Source organism: Bradyrhizobium sp. BRP56, from assembly GCF_020194035.1.
Taxonomy (GTDB): Bacteria; Pseudomonadota; Alphaproteobacteria; order Rhizobiales; family Xanthobacteraceae; genus Bradyrhizobium; species Bradyrhizobium australafricanum.
Map to the genome: position 1 here is coordinate 24890 of NZ_JADYVV010000003.1, position 17598 is coordinate 42487.

15 protein-coding genes are annotated in these 17598 nt (G+C 64.8%); 8 read left to right on the top strand and 7 right to left on the bottom strand.

Annotation, left to right across the window (positions count from 1 at the left end; genetic code table 11):
• Positions 1-69 precede the first annotated feature (69 nt).
• Both I6F38_RS03500 and I6F38_RS03505 read right to left on the bottom strand, forming a co-directional pair.
• Positions 70-522: a DNA polymerase III subunit chi gene (locus I6F38_RS03500; RefSeq protein ID WP_225159074.1), complete on the bottom strand. Its 453-nt coding sequence runs from the start codon at positions 520-522 to the stop codon at positions 70-72.
• Positions 523-537: 15 nt separating this feature from the next.
• Positions 538-2040 (bottom strand): leucyl aminopeptidase, encoded by a 1503-nt coding sequence (locus I6F38_RS03505; protein WP_225159075.1) that lies wholly within the window; start codon positions 2038-2040, stop codon positions 538-540.
• Between the two features lie 370 nt (positions 2041-2410).
• Here I6F38_RS03505 and lptF point away from each other — a divergent pair, with 370 nt between their 5' ends.
• The 8 genes from lptF to I6F38_RS03545 all read left to right on the top strand — a co-directional run bounded on the left by lptF (position 2411) and on the right by I6F38_RS03545 (position 12499).
• Entirely contained in the window at positions 2411-3577 is a 1167-nt protein-coding gene (gene lptF, locus I6F38_RS03510; protein ID WP_016847429.1) for an LPS export ABC transporter permease LptF, read from the top strand.
• Positions 3574-4671 (top strand): LPS export ABC transporter permease LptG, encoded by a 1098-nt coding sequence (lptG, locus tag I6F38_RS03515; protein ID WP_028335173.1) that lies wholly within the window; start codon positions 3574-3576, stop codon positions 4669-4671. Before lptF ends, lptG begins: the two co-directional genes overlap by 4 nt.
• Positions 4672-4748: 77 nt before the next feature.
• Complete coding sequence (locus I6F38_RS03520; protein ID WP_225159076.1) at positions 4749-7166, top strand: LPS-assembly protein LptD; 2418 nt, start codon at positions 4749-4751, stop codon at positions 7164-7166.
• An 86-nt stretch (positions 7167-7252) separates the two neighbouring features.
• Positions 7253-8200 carry a SurA N-terminal domain-containing protein gene (locus I6F38_RS03525; RefSeq protein ID WP_225159077.1) on the top strand — a complete coding sequence of 316 codons (948 nt, stop codon included), beginning with the start codon at positions 7253-7255 and terminating at the stop codon, positions 8198-8200.
• A 17-nt stretch (positions 8201-8217) separates the two neighbouring features.
• The gene (gene pdxA / locus I6F38_RS03530) at positions 8218-9219 is read left to right on the top strand and encodes a 4-hydroxythreonine-4-phosphate dehydrogenase PdxA (RefSeq protein ID WP_225159078.1); all 1002 of its coding nucleotides are present in this window, start codon (positions 8218-8220) and stop codon (positions 9217-9219) included.
• Positions 9220-10074 carry a 16S rRNA (adenine(1518)-N(6)/adenine(1519)-N(6))-dimethyltransferase RsmA gene (rsmA, locus tag I6F38_RS03535; protein WP_028335169.1) on the top strand — a complete coding sequence of 285 codons (855 nt, stop codon included), beginning with the start codon at positions 9220-9222 and terminating at the stop codon, positions 10072-10074.
• A 19-nt stretch (positions 10075-10093) separates the two neighbouring features.
• Complete coding sequence (locus tag I6F38_RS03540; protein ID WP_225159079.1) at positions 10094-11152, top strand: alcohol dehydrogenase; 1059 nt, start codon at positions 10094-10096, stop codon at positions 11150-11152.
• A gap of 291 nt (positions 11153-11443) precedes the next feature.
• Positions 11444-12499, top strand: a complete 1056-nt coding sequence (locus I6F38_RS03545; RefSeq protein ID WP_225159080.1) for a hypothetical protein — start codon at positions 11444-11446, stop codon at positions 12497-12499.
• Between the two features lie 59 nt (positions 12500-12558).
• On the opposite strand, the gene gmk is transcribed toward I6F38_RS03545, so the two are convergent.
• From gmk to I6F38_RS03570, 5 genes are all read right to left on the bottom strand, one after another.
• Positions 12559-13212 carry a guanylate kinase gene (gene gmk, locus I6F38_RS03550; protein ID WP_225159200.1) on the bottom strand — a complete coding sequence of 218 codons (654 nt, stop codon included), beginning with the start codon at positions 13210-13212 and terminating at the stop codon, positions 12559-12561.
• A gap of 3 nt (positions 13213-13215) precedes the next feature.
• Positions 13216-14103 (bottom strand): YicC/YloC family endoribonuclease, encoded by an 888-nt coding sequence (locus I6F38_RS03555; RefSeq protein WP_225159081.1) that lies wholly within the window; start codon positions 14101-14103, stop codon positions 13216-13218.
• A 213-nt stretch (positions 14104-14316) separates the two neighbouring features.
• The gene (gene mltG / locus I6F38_RS03560; protein ID WP_016844279.1) at positions 14317-15567 is read right to left on the bottom strand and encodes an endolytic transglycosylase MltG; all 1251 of its coding nucleotides are present in this window, start codon (positions 15565-15567) and stop codon (positions 14317-14319) included.
• Between the two features lie 226 nt (positions 15568-15793).
• Positions 15794-17059: a beta-ketoacyl-ACP synthase II gene (gene fabF / locus I6F38_RS03565; protein ID WP_225159082.1), complete on the bottom strand. Its 1266-nt coding sequence runs from the start codon at positions 17057-17059 to the stop codon at positions 15794-15796.
• A 96-nt stretch (positions 17060-17155) separates the two neighbouring features.
• Positions 17156-17395 carry an acyl carrier protein gene (locus I6F38_RS03570; RefSeq protein ID WP_002716125.1) on the bottom strand — a complete coding sequence of 80 codons (240 nt, stop codon included), beginning with the start codon at positions 17393-17395 and terminating at the stop codon, positions 17156-17158.
• Positions 17396-17598: the final 203 nt, after the last annotated feature.

Here is a 17598-nt window from a genome sequence, read left to right on the forward strand (position 1 = left end):
ACATCACTTTGCGGCATGACCGTGGCCCGCCCCAAGAAACGTCGAATTATCATTAATTAGTAGCTATCGCTATTGGCGCCGCTGCCAGCGTCCCCGCTCGTCGGTCTGCCAATAGGTGACCTCGAAGCCGCGCGCCTTGCAAGCGGTCCAGCTTTCCCTGGCCGAGGCCACCGCGTCGGGGTCGTCGCCGTTGAACACGAGGACCACCCGCTCGTAGCTGTCGCAGTCGGCCGGCAGCGCCGCGTTGTCGACCAGGAAGCGGACATTGGCCCGATTCGGATTGCCCTCCTCGATCGACAGGATGATCGGCTGGTCCTGCGCGTCGGCGACGCGCGAGGTCGCGTGCGGCAGGAATGAATCGTCGCTGTAGGTCCACAGATGCGCGTCGAGCGTCTCGGCGCGCTCCTGCGACGTCGATTGCACGACCACGCGCCAGCCGCGCTCGAGCGACTTCTCGAGCAGCGGCGGCAGCACGCTCTCCAGCGTGATGTTCTGCAGGTGGTAGAACAGAACCTCGGTCATGCGCCGGCCGACACTCTATTTCCCGGCTTCATAATAGTCGGAGACCAGCCGCTCGAGCAGCCGGACGCCGTAACCCGAACCCCAGCTCTGATTGATCTCGGTCTTCGGCGCGCCCATCGCGGTGCCGGCGATGTCGAGATGCGCCCACGGCGTGCCGTCGACGAAACGCTGCAGGAACTGCGCTGCCGTGATCGAGCCGCCGTTGCGCCCGCCGGTGTTCTTCATGTCGGCAAATTGCGAATCGATCTGCTTGTCGTATTCGGGACCGAGCGGCATGCGCCACACCTTCTCGCCGGTCTCGAGGCCGACCTTGGCCAGGCGCTCGGCGAGTTCGTCATTGTTGGAGAACATGCCGGCGTGATCGGTGCCGAGCGCGACCATGATCGCGCCGGTCAGCGTGGCCAGATCGACCATGAATTTCGGCTTGAACTTCTTGGCGACGTACCAGAGCACGTCGGCGAGCACGAGGCGTCCCTCGGCGTCGGTGTTGATGATTTCGATGGTCTGGCCGGACATCGAGGTGACGATGTCGCCCGGACGCTGCGCATTGCCGTCGGGCATGTTCTCGACAAGGCCGATGGCACCGACCGCGTTGACGCGGGCCTTGCGCGCCGCCAGCGCGTGCATCAGCCCGACCACGCAGGCCGCACCGCCCATGTCACCCTTCATATCCTCCATGCCGCCGGCCGACTTGATGGAGATACCGCCGGTGTCGAAGCAGACGCCCTTGCCGACGAACGCGACCGGCGCCTCGCTCTTCTTGCCGCCGTTCCAGCGCATGATCACGGTGCGGCCGGGTCGCGCCGATCCCTGCGCGACGCCGAGCAGCGCGCCCATGCCGAGCTTGGTCATCGCCTTGACGTCGAGCACCTCGACGCTGACGCCGAGTTTGCGAAGTTGGCTGGCGCGGCGTGCGAATTCCTCGGGATACAGCACGTTCGGCGGCTCGTTGACGAGTTCGCGCGCCAAATTCACACCGTCGACGACGGACGCTTCAGGCGCATAGGCCTTCCTCGCGGCGGCAACATCGTCGATGGCGATCGAGACGTCGGCCCGCAGGGTGCCGTCCTCGCCGTCCTTCTTCTTGGTCTTGTAGCGGTCGAACTTGTAGGCGCGCAGACGGATGCCGGTGGCGATCGCGGCGGCCTGGCCGGCGGCCATCGCGGCATCGGGCAGTTCCGCGACCACGGTCATCGAACCGCTGCCGGCATTGAGCTTGCCGGCCACCGCGCCGCCAAACTTGAGAAAATCCTTCTCCTTGAGGTCGGCCGCCTTGCCGGTGCCGATCACGATCAGCCGCTCGACCTTGATTCCCTCCGGCGCCAGGATGTCGAGGACCGCCCCACTCTTGCCCTTGAACTGGTTGGCGGCCGCGGCCCGCTTGACCGTCTCGGCGGCGGCCCCCAGCGCCTTCCGGGCGGCGGCTCCCAGCTTCAATTGGTCGTCGCAAAAGACCACCAGAATACCGCGAGCGGACGCGGAGATCGGAACAAAGCCGACCTTGACGGCGTCGGACATAGGAAAATCCTCCAGAACTCAGGGTGTTGCTCGGACCTGAGGCGGTCCTTCCGGCACGCGGGGTGAGCATTGCGATGGCGGTCCGGAACCAGTCCGGACCGGGCTTGTCATACACTATGACCTGCCGGCTGCGCCGCTGCCAAGCGCCGGAGTGGCCGGAAGGCCACAAAAGCGATTAATTAACCATAAATTAAGCGTGCCTTGGCCCGGCCATTTTGTTGACGGATCAAAGGGATGGTAGTGAGAGAGTGACTAGAGAGTGAGCCGGACGGGTCCGCGGCTCGACCATAGGGGAACCCGGGTTGACGGGGATGGTCGAAAGCCGTGCGTTTGGTTGCGTGCAGGGGGCCTTGGGGGTCGTGCGGTAGCGATGGGGTCGATCGACAAGTACATCTTTAAGACGACGCTGGCGTCGTTTGCGCTTGTCCTGGTCAGCCTCACCGGCGTGATCTGGATTACGCAAGCGCTGCGCGGCATCGACCTGATGACCAGCCAGGGTCAGACCATCCTCACCTTCCTTGGCATCACCGGTCTCGTGATTCCCGCCCTGGTGCTGATCATCGCCCCGATCGCGCTGATGATCGCGATCTCCCACACGCTGAACAAGCTCGCCACCGATTCCGAAATCATCGTCATGAACGCGGCGGGCTTCTCGCCGATCCGGCTGTTCCGGCCGTTCTTCCTTGCCACCTGCGTGGTGGCGGCGCTGGTCGCCTTCATCGGCGCCTATCTCGCCCCCGACGGCATGCGCCGAATCAAGCAGTGGGACGCCGAGATCACCGCCGACGTGCTGACCAACATCCTGCAGCCCGGCCGCTTCGCCCAGCTCGACCAGAACCTGACGATCCGGATTCGCGAGCGCTTGCCCGGCGGCGTGCTCGGCGGCGTCTTCGTCGACGATCGCCGCGATCCGCAGGAGCGCGTCACCATCATCGCCGACCACGGCACCGTGCAGAAGACCGATCGAGGCTCGTACCTCGTGCTCTATGACGGCAATCTGCAGCGGTTCGAGGTTGGCAAGCGCGATCCGGCGCTGGTCGCGTTCGCCCGTTACGCCTTTGACATGTCGAAATTCTCGCAGGGCCGCGACGTCACGCTCGGGATTCGCGAGCGCTATCTCTGGGAGCTGATGTGGCCGGACGAGGAAGACAAGACCTATCAGCAGCTGTCGGGCCAGTTCTTCGCGGAGCTGCATGATCGCTTCATGGCGCCGATCTATCCGTTTGCGTTCGCTGCCCTCACCTTCGCCTTCCTCGGCGCGCCGCGCACCACGCGCCAGAGCCGCAATTTCTCGATCGGCGGCTCGGTATTCGCGGTGTTCGGCCTGCGCATGGTCGGGTTCGCCTGCTCGGTCATGGCGGTGAAGACGCCGCTCGCGGCGCTGGTGCAATATCTGATGCTGTTCGGCGGCATCGGCATCGGCATCTGGATGATCGTCGGCGGCGTGGTCGTCGAACCGCCGCCGCGGCTGATGGAAGCGATCAACAGGAATAACGAGCGCATTGCGCGCCTCTTCCGGAGGCCGGCAACCGCATGAGCATGGTCACAAACACGCTCGGGCGTTATTTCGCCGGCCGCTTCGTGGTCGCGGCGGTGGGCGTGTTCGCGGGCATCTTCGTGCTGCTCGTGCTGGTCGATTACATCGAGATGGTGCGCAAGACGTCGGGCCTCGTCTCGGCCTCCGCGATCACGGTCGCGGAAACTTCGCTATTCCGGGTGCCGCAGCTGCTCGAGAAGCTGATGCCGTTCTGCGTGCTGATCGGCGCCATGACCTGCTACCTCGCCTTGTCGCGTCGGCTGGAGCTCGTCGTGGCCCGCGCCGCCGGCGTCTCGGCCTGGCAATTCATCTCGCCGGCGCTGGCCAGCGCGATCATGCTGGGCATCTTCGCGACCACCGCCTACAATCCGGTATCGGCCAATCTGCGTGAGCTCTCCAAACGGATGGAAGCCGAGCTGTTCGGCTCGGCGCCCGGCGGCGGCATTCAGGACGCGTCCGGCTTCTGGCTGAACCAGATCAACGACGAGGGTCAGGCGATCATCAATGCGGCCCGCAGCGAGCAGCAGGGCGTCCGCCTGACCGGCCTCACCGTGTTCCGATTCGATACGGCGCTCCAGTTCAAGGAGCGAATCGAAGCGCGCGAAGCGGCGCTCGAAGACGGCCGTTGGGTGTTCAAGGGCGTGCGCCGATTCACCCTCGATAAGCCTCCGGTGGATCAGGACACCTTCTACCTGACCACCACCCTTACCCCGGCACAGGTGCGCAACAGTTTCTCCACCCCGGAAACTGTGTCCTTTTGGCAACTGCCGAACTACATCCGTTCGTCGGAGAGCTCAGGGTTCGCGACGGCTGGCTATCGCTTGCAGTATCACAAGCTCATCGCGCAGCCGTTTTTGCTGGCTGCGATGGTGATGTTGGCGGCTTCTGTGAGCCTCCGCTTCTTTCGGATGGGCGGCGTGCAGAAGATGGTTTTGAGTGGCGTGGGCGCAGGCTTTCTGCTCTACGTGCTGTCGAAAGTAACTGAAGATTTGAGCAAGGCTGAGTTGATGCATCCCATCGCTGCGGCGTGGTTGCCCGTCGTTGTGGGCAGCCTCACCGGTTTCTTAGCCTTGCTGTACCAGGAGGACGGGTAGTGGCTATCGTCGCCGCCCGCCAGTTGAGGTCGCCTGCTCTCGGGCGGCGCAGTGTGCTGCGCCGTCAACGGAGCCGCATGGCCGCGTTTGGCGTTTCGATCTCAGCTCTCCTCGCCGCGTTCGTCGTGGTCAGCGCGCTCGACGTTGTCGCGTCGACGCCGGCTGCTGCGCAGGCCTTCACCTACAATCCGCGTCCGCCGAAGCCGCCCCGCCCGCCGGCCAAGAATGACGGGCAGATGCTCGTTCAGGCGACCGAGGTCGATTACGACTACAACAACCAGCGCATCTCGGCCGTCGGCAACGTCCAGATGTTCTACAACGGCACCAGCGTCGAGGCCGACAAGGTCATCTACGACCAGAAGACCAAGCGTCTTCATGCCGAAGGCAACATCCGCATGACCGATGCGGAAGGCAAGATCACCTACGCCAACATCCTTGATCTCAGCGACGACTACCGCGACGGGTTCGTCGATTCGCTGCGCGTCGACACTGAAGACCAGACCCGCATGGCGGCGACCCGCGCCGATCGGTCCAGCGGCAATTACACGGTGTTCGACAACGGCGTTTATACCGCCTGCGCGCCCTGTAAGGATGATCCGAAGAAGCCGCCGCTCTGGCAGGTCAAGGGCGCGCGCATCATCCATAACCAGACCGAGAAGATGCTCTATTTCGAGAACGCCCAGCTCGAATTCTTCGGCGTTCCGATGGCGTATCTGCCCTATTTCTCGACGCCCGATCCGACCGTGAAGCGCAAGAGCGGCTTCCTGATGCCGGGCTTCACCACGTATTCGGCGTTCGGCGTCGGCGTCGAAATCCCCTATTACTTCGCGCTCGCGCCGGACTTCGACGCGACGTTCAATCCGCGCATCACCTCGAAGCAGGGCGTGCTGTTCCAGGGCGAATTCCGTCAGCGCCTGTCGAACGGCGCCTATCAGATCCGGCTCTACGGCATCGACCAGCTTGATCAGGACGCTTTCAAGGGCCAGCCCGGTGACCGCCAGTTCCGCGGCGGCATCGAGACCAAGGGTCAGTTCGCGCTGAACGACAAATGGACCTGGGGCTGGGACGGCGTGCTGCTGTCCGACTACTACTTCATGTCCGACTACCGGCTGGCCCAGTACAAGGATCCGTTCGGATCGTTCCTGTCGCTGCCGACCGAGGCGATCTCGCAGCTCTATCTGACAGGCGTCGGCAACCGCAGCTTCTTCGACGCACGCGCGATCTATTATCTCAGCTACTCCGGCAACCAGAACCAGGTTCCGGTGGTCGCGCCTGTTATCGACTACAACAACGTGATCAACAGCCCGATCTTCGGTGGTGAGTTCAGCTACAAGGTGAACTTCACCAACCTGACCCGCGAGACCGCGGTGTTCGACCCGATCACGACGACGGCCAACACCAACGGCCTGTGCCTGACCACATCCGCTGATCCGATGGCGCGGACGCCGTCGCAGTGCCTGCTGCGCGGCATGCCGGGCACCTACACAAGGCTGACCGCCGAGGCGCAGTGGCGTAAATCCTATACCGACCCGCTCGGCCAGATCTGGACGCCGTTCGTCGGCGTCCGCGCCGATGCCATCAACGCCGACATCTCGAACCAGCCGGGCGTTTCCAACTTCCTGCCGGTCGGCGACACCCAGACGGTCCGCCTGATGCCGACCGTCGGCTTCGAATACCGCTACCCCTTCATCAATGTGCAGCCGTGGGGCACGACGACCATCGAGCCGATTGCGCAGGTCATCATCCGGCCCGACGAACCCAGCGCCGGCAAGCTTCCGAACGAGGACGCGCAGAGCCTGGTGTTCGATACCTCGAACCTGTTCGCGATCGACAAGTTCTCGGGCTACGACCGCGTCGAAGGCGGCAGCCGCGCCAATGTCGGCGTGCAGGCCACCACGCAGTTCGATCGCGGCGGCAGCGTCAAGGCGATGTTCGGACAGTCCTACCAGATGTTCGGGCTGAACTCGTTCGCGGTCGCGGACGTCACCAACACCGGCATAGATTCCGGCCTGCAGAATCCGCGTTCGGACTATGTCGCGAGCCTCGCCTACTCGCCCAACCGCACCTACACGTTCAGCGTCCGCTCGCGGATGGACGAGGCGACCTGGAACATCAACCGGTTCGAGGCCCAGGCCAGCGCGAACTTCGACCGCTGGTCGGTCAGCCTGATGTACGGCGACTATGCCGCGCAGCCGGAGCTTGGCTATTTGACGCGCCGCGAAGGCATCCTCGCCAGCGGATCGATCAAGGTGGCGGCGAACTGGGTGGTTCAGGGCGCGGCGCGCTGGGACCTTGAAGCGAACAAAATCAACCAGTACGCGTTCGGCGCGGGCTATGTGGACGACTGCTTCGTGCTGGCCGCCAACTATGTCACGTCCTATACCTATCAGGCCGGCTCGACGCCGCCTGTCCTCAGCCACGCGTTCATGTTCCAGATCGGGCTGCGGACGATCGCGCAGACTTCCACGTCCAGCAGTTCGGCTGGTATGCAGTAGCGAGCGAGCGGTCTAGCGGGGGGCTTGGATTGCCTGCGGGCCTGTGGCTCCGGCTTGAATTGGTTTAAACGGCTGACATGACGATAATGACGACCGCTAGCCTGCCAACGCGCCGCCATCAGCTAGTGTTGAGTTCCCTGCTGGCTCTTTTCCTCCTGTTCGGAGGCGGCGCGCGACTGCATGCCCAGACCATCGCCGTGATGGTCAATGGCGAGCCCATCACCAATTACGACATCGAGCAGCGCGCCAAGCTGAACGCCCTGACCGGCGGCAAGACGCCCGATCGGAAGACCGTCCTCGACGAACTGATCGATGAGAAGCTGAAGATCAAGGAAGCCAAGAAATTCGGCGTCGATCCCTCCGCCGGCGATATCGACCAGTCCTTCGGCGGCATGGCGCAGCGGATGCGGCTTTCCGGCGACCAACTCACCAAGGTGCTCGAGGGCAAGGGCATCCGCCCGGACACGCTGAAGCAACGCATCAGGGCCGACATGGTCTGGACCAGCCTGGTCCGAGGCCGCTTCAAGGAAAGCCTGCAGGTTGGCGAAAAGGACGTGGCCAACGCGGTCAAGGAGACCGGAGGCGCGGCTGAGGCCGAGGCATTCGAATACAGGATGCAGCCGGTCGTTCTGATCGTGCCCCGCGGCGCGCCGCAGTCGGAGTTCGAGGGACGCCGCAAGGAAGCGGATAGCCTGCGCGAGCGCGTTACCAGTTGCGAGGAAGCCAACACCTTCTTCAAGTCGATGCGCAACGCCGCGATCCGCGAGATCGTCGTGAAGACCTCGGCTGACCTGCCGCAGTCGCTGCGCGACATCCTGGACAAGACCCCGGTCGGCCACCTCACCCCTCCCGAGGTCACCAAGCAGGGCGTTGAAATGGTCGCCCTCTGCGGCAGGAAGGCAACCACCGTCGACACGCCGAAGAAGCGTGAGATGCGCGACAAGATGTACGTGCAGAAGTACGAAGCGAAGTCGAAGGCCTACCTGCAGGAAGTCCGAAAAGCCGCGATGATCGAATATCCAGGCGGGCGATGATCGACTATCGTTGACGCATGGCTCAACCTCTCGCACTTACATCCGGCGAGCCCGCAGGCATCGGCCCCGACATCACGCTCGCCGCATGGCTGCGCCGCCGCGAACTCGATCTCCCGCCGTTCTATCTGCTGGGCGACCGCGCCGCGCTTGCCGAACGCGCCAAGACGCTCGGGCTTGCCGTCGAGTTGGCCGAGGTCAGCGCCGCGGAGGCATCCACGACGTTCGCACGCGCCCTTCCCGTGGTTGCGACCGGCAAGACGGCGACGGCGCGACCGGGCCAGCCCGACGGCACGAGTGCCGATGCGGCGCTGGCATCGATCCGGCAGGCCGTCGCCGATGTCGCCGCCGGTAAGGCCAGCGCCGTCGTCACCAATCCGATCGCCAAGAACGTGCTGTACCGCGCCGGCTTCCGGCATCCCGGCCATACAGAGTTCTTGGCCGAGCTTGCCGCAAGCGGCGGGCGCGCGCAGCAGCCGGTGATGATGCTGTGGTCACCGGCGCTCGCCGTTGTCCCGGTGACGATCCATGTGTCGGTCCGCGAGGCGCTGGCGCAATTGACGACCGACCTGATCGTGTCGACCGCACGGATCGTAATCGCGGACATGAAGGCGCGGTTCGGCCTCGCAGCGCCGCGGCTCGCCATTGCCGGCCTCAATCCGCATGCCGGCGAAGACGGCACGCTCGGCATGGAAGACGTCGAGATCGTCGCGCCCGCGGTCGAGATCCTGCGCCGCGACGGCATTGCCGTCCGGGGCCCGCTGCCGGCCGACACCATGTTCCACGCGGCCGCGCGCAAGACCTACGACTGCGCGATCTGCATGTATCACGACCAGGCCCTGATCCCGATCAAGACCGTCGCGTTCGCGGACGCCGTCAACGTCACGCTGGGGCTGCCCTTCATCCGGACCTCGCCCGATCACGGCACCGCATTCGATATCGCCGGCACCGGCAAGGCCAATCCGTCGAGCCTGATCGCCGCCCTCCGGCTCGCCGCGCGCATGGCCGCGGCATCAAGCTGAGTGAGCACGATCGACGATCTGCCGCCGCTGCGCGACGTCATTCGCGAGCATTCGCTGTCGGCGCGCAAATCGCTCGGCCAGAATTTTCTGCTCGATCTCAACCTCACCGCGCGCATCGCCCGCGCCGCGGGTCCGCTGGAAGACTCCACCGTGATCGAGGTCGGGCCCGGTCCCGGCGGCTTGACGCGCGCGCTGCTTGCGCTGGGCGCCAAGCGCGTGATCGCCATCGAACGCGACGAGCGGGCGCTGGCCGCGCTCGACTACATCGCCAAGCGCTATCCCGGCCGCATCGAGATCGTGCATGGCGACGCGCAGCGCTTTGACCCGCGTCCCTTGCTCGATGGCGCCAAGGCCAAGATCGTCGCCAACCTGCCCTACAACATCGCGACCCAGCTGCTGGTCGACTGGCTGTCGATCGAGCCGTGGCCGCCCTGGTATGACATGATGGTCCTGATGTTCCAGCGCGAGGTCGCCGAGCGCATCGTCGCCCATGAGGACGAGGAAGCGTATGGCCGGCTCGCGGTGCTCGCCAACTGGCGCGCCGAGACCAAGATCCTGTTCGACATCTCGCCCGCGGCCTTCGTGCCGCAACCGAAGGTTACGTCCTCGGTGGTACGATTGATACCGCGCGCCGCGCCCGAGCCGTGCGACCGCCGCATGCTCGAGCAGGTCGCGGCCGCCGCCTTCGGCCAGCGCCGCAAGATGTTGCGCCAGAGCCTGAAATCGCTGTCGGTCGATCCGGCGCGGCTTGCGGCCGCAGCCGGTATCGACGCGACGCGGCGCGCCGAAACCATTCCGGTCGCGGGCTTTGTTGCCATGGCCCGGGAATTGGCCGATATACGGGCCACAAAATAGAACAACAGGAGAAAACGTAATGGTGCGTATGGTTCGCCAATCCCTCGTCAAATTCGATGCACCGCTGTGCGAAACCATCGTCGACACGCCGAAGCCCCAGGGACGCGAAGTCCTGGTGCGCATCGAACGCTGCGGCCTGTGCCATTCCGATCTCCACATCCAGGACGGCTACGCCGATCTCGGCGGCGGCAAGAAGCTCGACACCACCCGCGGCATGACCCTGCCCTTCACGCTCGGCCATGAGATCGCGGGCGTGGTCGACGAGGTCGGCCCCGATGCGCCGAAGGACCTGATCGGGACGAAGAAGGCCGTCTTCCCCTGGATCGGCTGCGGCCAGTGCCGCGACTGCCTCGCCGGCGACGAGAATCTCTGCGTCAAGCAGCGCTTCCTCGGTGTCTCGATCGACGGCGGCTTCGCCACCCACGTGCTGGTGCCCGACGCAAAATACCTGCTCGATTACGATCCGCTGCCGGTCAACCAGGCCGCCACCCTGATGTGCTCCGGCGTCACCGCCTATGGCGCGCTGAAGCGCCTGGTCGATCGTCCGCGCCAACGCAATTTGCTGCTGATCGGCCTTGGCGGCGTCGGCATGATGGGCCTGTCATTCGCGCAGGCGATGTTCAAGCAGCCGATCACAGTCGCCGATCTCAGCCCCGCGGCGCGCGAGACCGCGCTGAAGAACGGCGCGGCGGCCGCCTATGACCCGGCAGAGCCCGATGTCGTCAAGCGCATGCTGAAGGAGAGCGACGGCGGCTTCGACGGCGTCGTCGACTTCGCCGGCAACGAGAAGTCGATGGCGTTTGCGGTGTCGACGGTCGCGCGCGGCGGCAAGATCGTGGTGTCCGGCCTGATGGGCGGCCAGTTCACGCTGCCGATGGTGCAGTGGGTGTACAAGCGCATGACCATCGAAGGCTTCATGGTGGGCACGCTGGCCGAAGGTCAGGAATTGATGGCGCTCGCGCGCGCCGGCAAGATCAAGCCGACGCCGATGAAGGAAGAGCCGATGGCCGACGTCCAGAAATGGATCGACGAGCTGCGCGCCGGCAAGGTCGTCGGACGCATCGTCCTGAAGAACTAGAGCATGATCCGGGAAAGTGTGACGCGGTTTTCCGAAAGATCATGCTGAGACATGACGTGCCGCCGGTGCTGCTATCGCCGGCGGGACGCGGCCGCTCCGATGGAACCTGACGGTCGAACCAAGCCATCGCTCGGTTCATGTTCCGCGGCCTCGGGCTCGCCGCAATTGCGGCACGCCGCGAGCCCCAATTAAGCCCTACCCGTTCCGGATTTGCGGCGCATTGCGACCCAACTCTTTGCCGAGATTGGGATCTCCAGCGTTTGCGTTAAAAAAGAGATACCGGGGACGCGTATGTCAAATTGTTCAGCGAAATTCGCTGCGGCGCTTGCCGCCAGCATCCTGGCCGGCGCCAGTTGCAGCGCTATGGCCCAGACCGCCGCCAATACGGCCAATAGCACCAACACGGCGGACACCTGTTTGTCCGCGCCCAAGGGAACCGCGCCTGCGGGAAGCCACTGGTTCTACCATCTCGATCGCAGCAAGAAGAAGTGCTGGTATCTCGGCGAGGCCAAGAACGAGGCGAAGAACAAGGCGGCCAAGACGGCGACCACGAGCACGCAGCAGCCGCCAGCGGCAGCCGCGCCCGATACCACAACGGCCGACGCGACGCCGCCACAGAGCCAGCCGGCGCCGCAGAGCCAGCCCGCGCCGCAGCAGCCGGCGATGCGCAAATCAGTCGCCGATGCCCATGCCGAATGGCCCTCGCCGCAGGTCGCAGCCATACCTTCGCCAAGCGCCGACGCCGGCCAGGCCGGCGGAACGGCAGCGACGCCCGACCCGGCAGCCACGCCCGCCGGTGCCAACGCGCAGCCGTCCGATGTGAACGTCAGATGGCTCGATGCATCGAGCATGGCCGGAACCAACGGAACCAGGCGCGCCGCAGACCAGCCGACCGTGGTCGCGCAGGCAGATGCGACACCGCAACAAGCGGCCGCGCCGGTGCCTGCCGCGCCCGCCTCGGCCGAGGCATCCGTGGAGAAGTCACCGTCGTCGACGCAGATGCTGCTGATCGTGATGGTTGGAGCCCTGGCGCTGGCCGGCATGGTCAGCGCGCTGGTGTTCGGGCTGACCCGCACGCGTACGCCGCCTTACGAGACCAAGGATGAGTGGCAGGCGCCGTGGGATTCGCTGCACACCGAGCCGGCGCCCCCAATGGCAGTTGTCAGCCGGGACCGTCCGCTGCGGCTGTCCGAGGCTGCGCCGCGCCGCGCCGAGACGCCCGCTCCACGCCGCGCCGAGAAGCCAGCTCCACGTCGCGAGACTACGCGTGATCGGGATCAAAGGGAGCAGGACAACAAGCAGATCGCCGCAATGCTGCAGCGGCTTGCGCGCAGCGCGACGAACTAAGGTCCGCTTAGGAAAAAATGCAAACGGACGTGATGCGGTCGCATCACGTCCGCAACGCGCTACTTCTCGAGCTGACGCTGCAGGCCGCGCACGAATTCGGTGAGGCCAGTGCGGCGCTCGCGCTTGAGGCGCTCGGCCTTCAGGATCGACTGCACCTCGGCAAAGGCATCGTCGACGTTGTGGTTGACGACGATGTAGTCGTATTCCGCCCAATGGCTCAGCTCATGACTGGCGCGGCTCATCCGTCCGCGGATGACCTCTTCCGAATCCTGCGCCCGGGTATGCAGCCGCCTCTCGAGATCGACGGCCGACGGCGGCAGGATGAACACCCGCACCACATCGGCGCTGGCTTTCTGGTGGAGCTGTTGCGTGCCCTGCCAGTCGATATCGAACAGAACATCCTGCCCCACCGATAGGGCGGCCTCGACCGGCGCACGCGGCGTGCCGTAGCGGTTGTCGAATACGGTGGCCCATTCGAGCAGTTCACCGTGCTCGACCATCTTCTCGAACTTCTTCTTGTCGACGAAGAAATAGTCGCGGCCCTCGACCTCGCCCGGCCGCATCGGGCGCGTGGTCGCCGACACCGACATCTTCAGGCCCGGCTCGCGCTCCAGCAGCATGCGCGACAGCGTCGTCTTGCCGGCGCCCGACGGCGACGACAGGACGAACATCAGTCCGCGCCGCTCTACGCCGTCAAAACCCTGCGCCGTCATCATTCACTCCAGATTCTGGACCTGTTCGCGGAACTGCTCGACCACGTTCTTCATTTCAAGCCCGGTGTTGGTCAGCTCGACGTCGTTCGACTTCGAGCAGCAGGTGTTCACCTCGCGATTGAATTCCTGGGCGAGGAAGTCGAGCCGGCGCCCGACCGGACCGCCCTTGCCGATCATCTCGCGCGCCTGGGCGATGTGCGAGGCGATGCGGTCGAGCTCCTCGCGGATATCTGCCTTGGTGGCGATCAGGATCGCCTCCTGGTTCAGGCGGTCGGCATCGAAGCGGTCGGATGTCTCCAGCAGGGCCGCGATCTGCTCGGCAAGCCGCGCCTTGATCGCCTCGGGTTTGCGGCCGGGAGCGGTCTCGGCGCGCCTGGCGAGCCGCTCGATCTCGTCCATCCGCTGCATCAGGATCTGCCCCAGCGCATCGCCCTCGCGGCGGCGCATCTCGACAAGGCTGCCGAGCGCCTGCTCGAAGGCCATCGCCGCCGCCTCGCGCGCCGCCTTGTCCTCGTCCTCGTTGCTCTCGGGCTCGACCACCTCGATGACGCCCTTGATGCCGAGCAGTCCGTCGATGCTCGGCGCCACCGCGTCAATCCGCTGCGCGAGCGTGCCGGCGACCTTCACCACGGCGGCGAGCACGTCCTCATTGATCCGGATCGTCTGCGCCGCGTCGGTGCGCTTGACGCTGAGATTGGCGTAGACCGTGCCGCGCGACAACAGCTCGCCGGCCCGCTTCTTGGCAAGCGCTTCCAGTTCGTCCCAGCCCGGCGGCAGCCGCAACCGCAGGTCAAAGCCCTTGGCATTGACCGATTTCAGCTCCCACTCGAACCTATAGGGACCGCTTGCGCCATGGCTTCGGGCAAAGCCAGTCATGCTCGACAGCGCCATCGCGTGAACTCTCCAACAGAAGGATATGGGACTCACCCGGAGCCGGCGAGACTCGTGGGGGAGCCGGTGCGACCTTAAAACGGATTCCGTGAAAGTGGAATTACGTTCCACCACCGGAAAATGCAGAGCTACAGCATGATCCGGAAAAGTGTGTGGCGGTTTTCCGAAAGATCATGCTCAAACAAGAAGCTAAGGCGCGATGACGATCGCGCTTTAGCGCTGCACCACCGGCGGCGAATTGGTCTGCTGGGCTGCGCCCTGCCGACCGCGCGGCGGCTTCTTTTGATTGGTGGGCTTCGGCGTCGTCGCCGTGGGATTGGTGTCGGCGCCGGGCGCCGCGGCGGCGGGCGCCGGATCATCCGCGGGCTCGACGGTGTCGTTCTGGATCTGCTTTTCCGACGCGCGCAGCTTGGCGACGTTCTTCGCGTGCTGGTCGTAGGTTTCGGTGAAGGCGTGGCCGCCGGTTCCGTCAGCGACGAAGAACAGGTCGCGGGTGCGCGCCGGGTTGGCGGTCGCCTCCAGCGAGGCGCGGCCGGGATTGGCGATCGGTCCGGGCGGCAGGCCGTCGATTACATAGGTGTTGTAGGGCGACGGCTGCGTGATCTCGCTGCGCTTGATCGGGCGGCCCAGCGTTCCCTTGCCGCCCACCAGTCCGTAGATGATGGTCGGATCGGACTGCAGCTTCATCCGCTGGCGCAGGCGGTTGACGAACACGGCGGCGACACGGCTGCGCTCGTCGGCGCGGCCGGTTTCCTTCTCGACGATCGAGGCCAGCGTCACCAGCTGGTCCGGCGATTTCAGCGGCGTGTCGGTGTTGCGGCGTTCCCAGATTTCGGCGAGCACGCGCTTCTGCGCCTGCTGCAGGCGCTGGATCACCTGGTCGCGCGTGGTGCCGCGCGGGAATTTGTAGGTCTCCGGCAGCAGCGTGCCCTCGCGCGGGATCTCGCGCACCGAGCCGGTGAAGATGTCGTTGTCGGAGAGCCGCGTCACGATCTGCTCGGAAGTCAGGCCTTCCGGTATCGTGATGGCGTGCTGCACCACCTTGCCATCGACGATGGTGGCGATGACGTCGCGCAGGCTGGCATTCTTCTGGAACGAATATTCGCCGGGCTTGAGATCGGAGCTTGCCTTCAGCGCGAACACGCCGCCGATGAAGACCCATGGATTGACGTTGATCACGCCCTCACGCGAGAGCACGTCGGCGATGTCACGCTTGCCGGCGCGCGCCGGGATGTTGACGATCTTGTCCTCCTGCAGCGGTCCCGGCGATTCCAGCGCCTGCTTGCCGTAGTAGTACGTCGCGCCGGCGCCGATCATCAGGATGATCAGGATGGTGAAGATGGCATTGCCGACGATCACGAAGGGATTGCGGGCGCGATCCGAGCGCTTGGGCGGCGGCGGAAGCTGTTCGGGCTCCAGCGCGGCGCGTGGACTCCTCGGTGAAATGGGCGGCCTCTCACTCATCGATGCAAACCAATATCCTGCCGGTTGAATCGTGGCCGGACAAACCCCTGCCCTGCCAATAGCATACGCCCGCTATTAGGAGTCACCGCGGAATACGGCAAAATGGTGGACTAGTTCTAAAGTCCCGTCCCGATCGAATCGGAACGGGACTTTGGATTCTCTTTTTCGACGCGTTTCCTTCACGCGAACCGGCACCCACTTCGCTCGAAAACGCTCTAACGACCTACTAATTGGTCACGCGCTGCACGATCACGGAAGCGTTGGTGCCGCCGAAACCGAAGGAATTGGACAGCGCCACATTGACGTCACGCTTACGCGACGTATGCGGCACAAGATCGATCGCCGTTTGCACCGACGGATTGTCGAGATTGACGGTCGGCGGCACCACGTTATCGCGAATCGCCAGGATCGCGAAGATCGCCTCGATCGCGCCGGCCGCACCGAGCAGATGTCCGGTGGCGGACTTGGTCGACGACATCGAAACCTTCGATGCCGCATTGCCGAGCAGGCGCTCGACCGCGCCGAGCTCGATCTCGTCGCCGACCTGCGTCGAGGTGCCGTGCGCATTGATGTAGTCGAGATCGGATGCCGCGAGGCCGGCGCGCTTCAGCGCCATGGTCATGCTGCGGAAGCCGCCATTGCCGTCCGGCGGCGGCGAGGTGATGTGGAAGGCATCGCCCGACAGGCCATAGCCGGTGACCTCGGCATAGATCTTCGCGCCGCGGCGCTTCGCGTGCTCGTATTCCTCGAGCACGAGGACGCCGGCGCCCTCGCCCATCACGAAGCCGTCGCGATCCTTGTCGTACGGCCGCGATGCCTTTTCCGGGGTCTCGTTGAAGCCGGTGGACAACGCACGCGCCGCGCAGAAGCCGGCGATGCCGATGCGCGAGATCGGCGATTCGGCGCCGCCCGCGACCATCACCTCGGCGTCGCCGAGCGCGATCAGCCGCGCCGCGTCGCCGACCGCATGCGCGCCGGTCGAGCACGCCGTGACCACCGCATGATTGGGTCCCTTCAGGCCGTGCTCGATCGAGACATAGCCGGAGGCCAGATTGATCAGGCGGCCCGGAATGAAGAACGGAGAGACCCTGCGCGGTCCGCGCTCCTTCAGCAGCACCGCAGTCTCGGCAATGCCGGTGAGGCCGCCGATGCCGGAGCCGATCATCGTGCCGGTGGCGAACTGGTCCTCGTCCGACTTCGGATGCCAGTCGGCATCGTCCAGCGCCTGCTTGGCCGCGCACATCGCATAGACGATGAAGTCGTCGACCTTGCGCTGGTCCTTCGGCTCCATCCACTGATCGGGATTGAAGGTGCCGCCAGTGCCGTCGCCGCGCGGAATGTAGCAGGCGACCTGGCTCGGCAGGTCGGACACGTCGAACGTGTCGATCTTCTTGCCGCCGCTGTCTCCGGCGAGGATGCGCGCCCAAGTTGCGTCAACGCCGCAGCCGAGCGGTGTAAGCATGCCCAGCCCCGTGACGACAACTCGTCTCATTTCCACGTCTCCGGCCAGCAATGCGCGGCTGATAATAAGAAGCCGGGGGACCGCTCGATCACGGTCCGTCCGGCCCCGTCAACTTCGCGATCGGCGTCAGCTCTTCGCGTTCTTCTCGAGAAACTTGGTCGCGTCGCCAACGGTCAGAATCGTCTCCGCCGCGTCGTCGGGAATCTCGCAACCGAATTCTTCTTCGAATGCCATCACGAGCTCGACGGTGTCGAGGCTGTCGGCGCCGAGGTCATCGATGAAGCTCGCGCTATCGACCACCTTCTCGGGTTCGACACCAAGGTGCTCGACCACAATCTTCTTAACCCGCTCGCCAATCTCACTCATCGTTCAACCTCGTTGTTCCATTGGACCCGACCCCAAGACGATACGAGCCATCGTGGTCGTCTCGATTACTCAGTCGCGCATAGTCTTGATTCGGCCCGGTCGTAGCCGATTAAAGCCCCGGCGAACGGCAGGCGTCGCCACGCCAATATACAGGGTTTCAAAATCCTGCAATGGCGTTCTTCGCCCATCCACGGGGGCTTCAG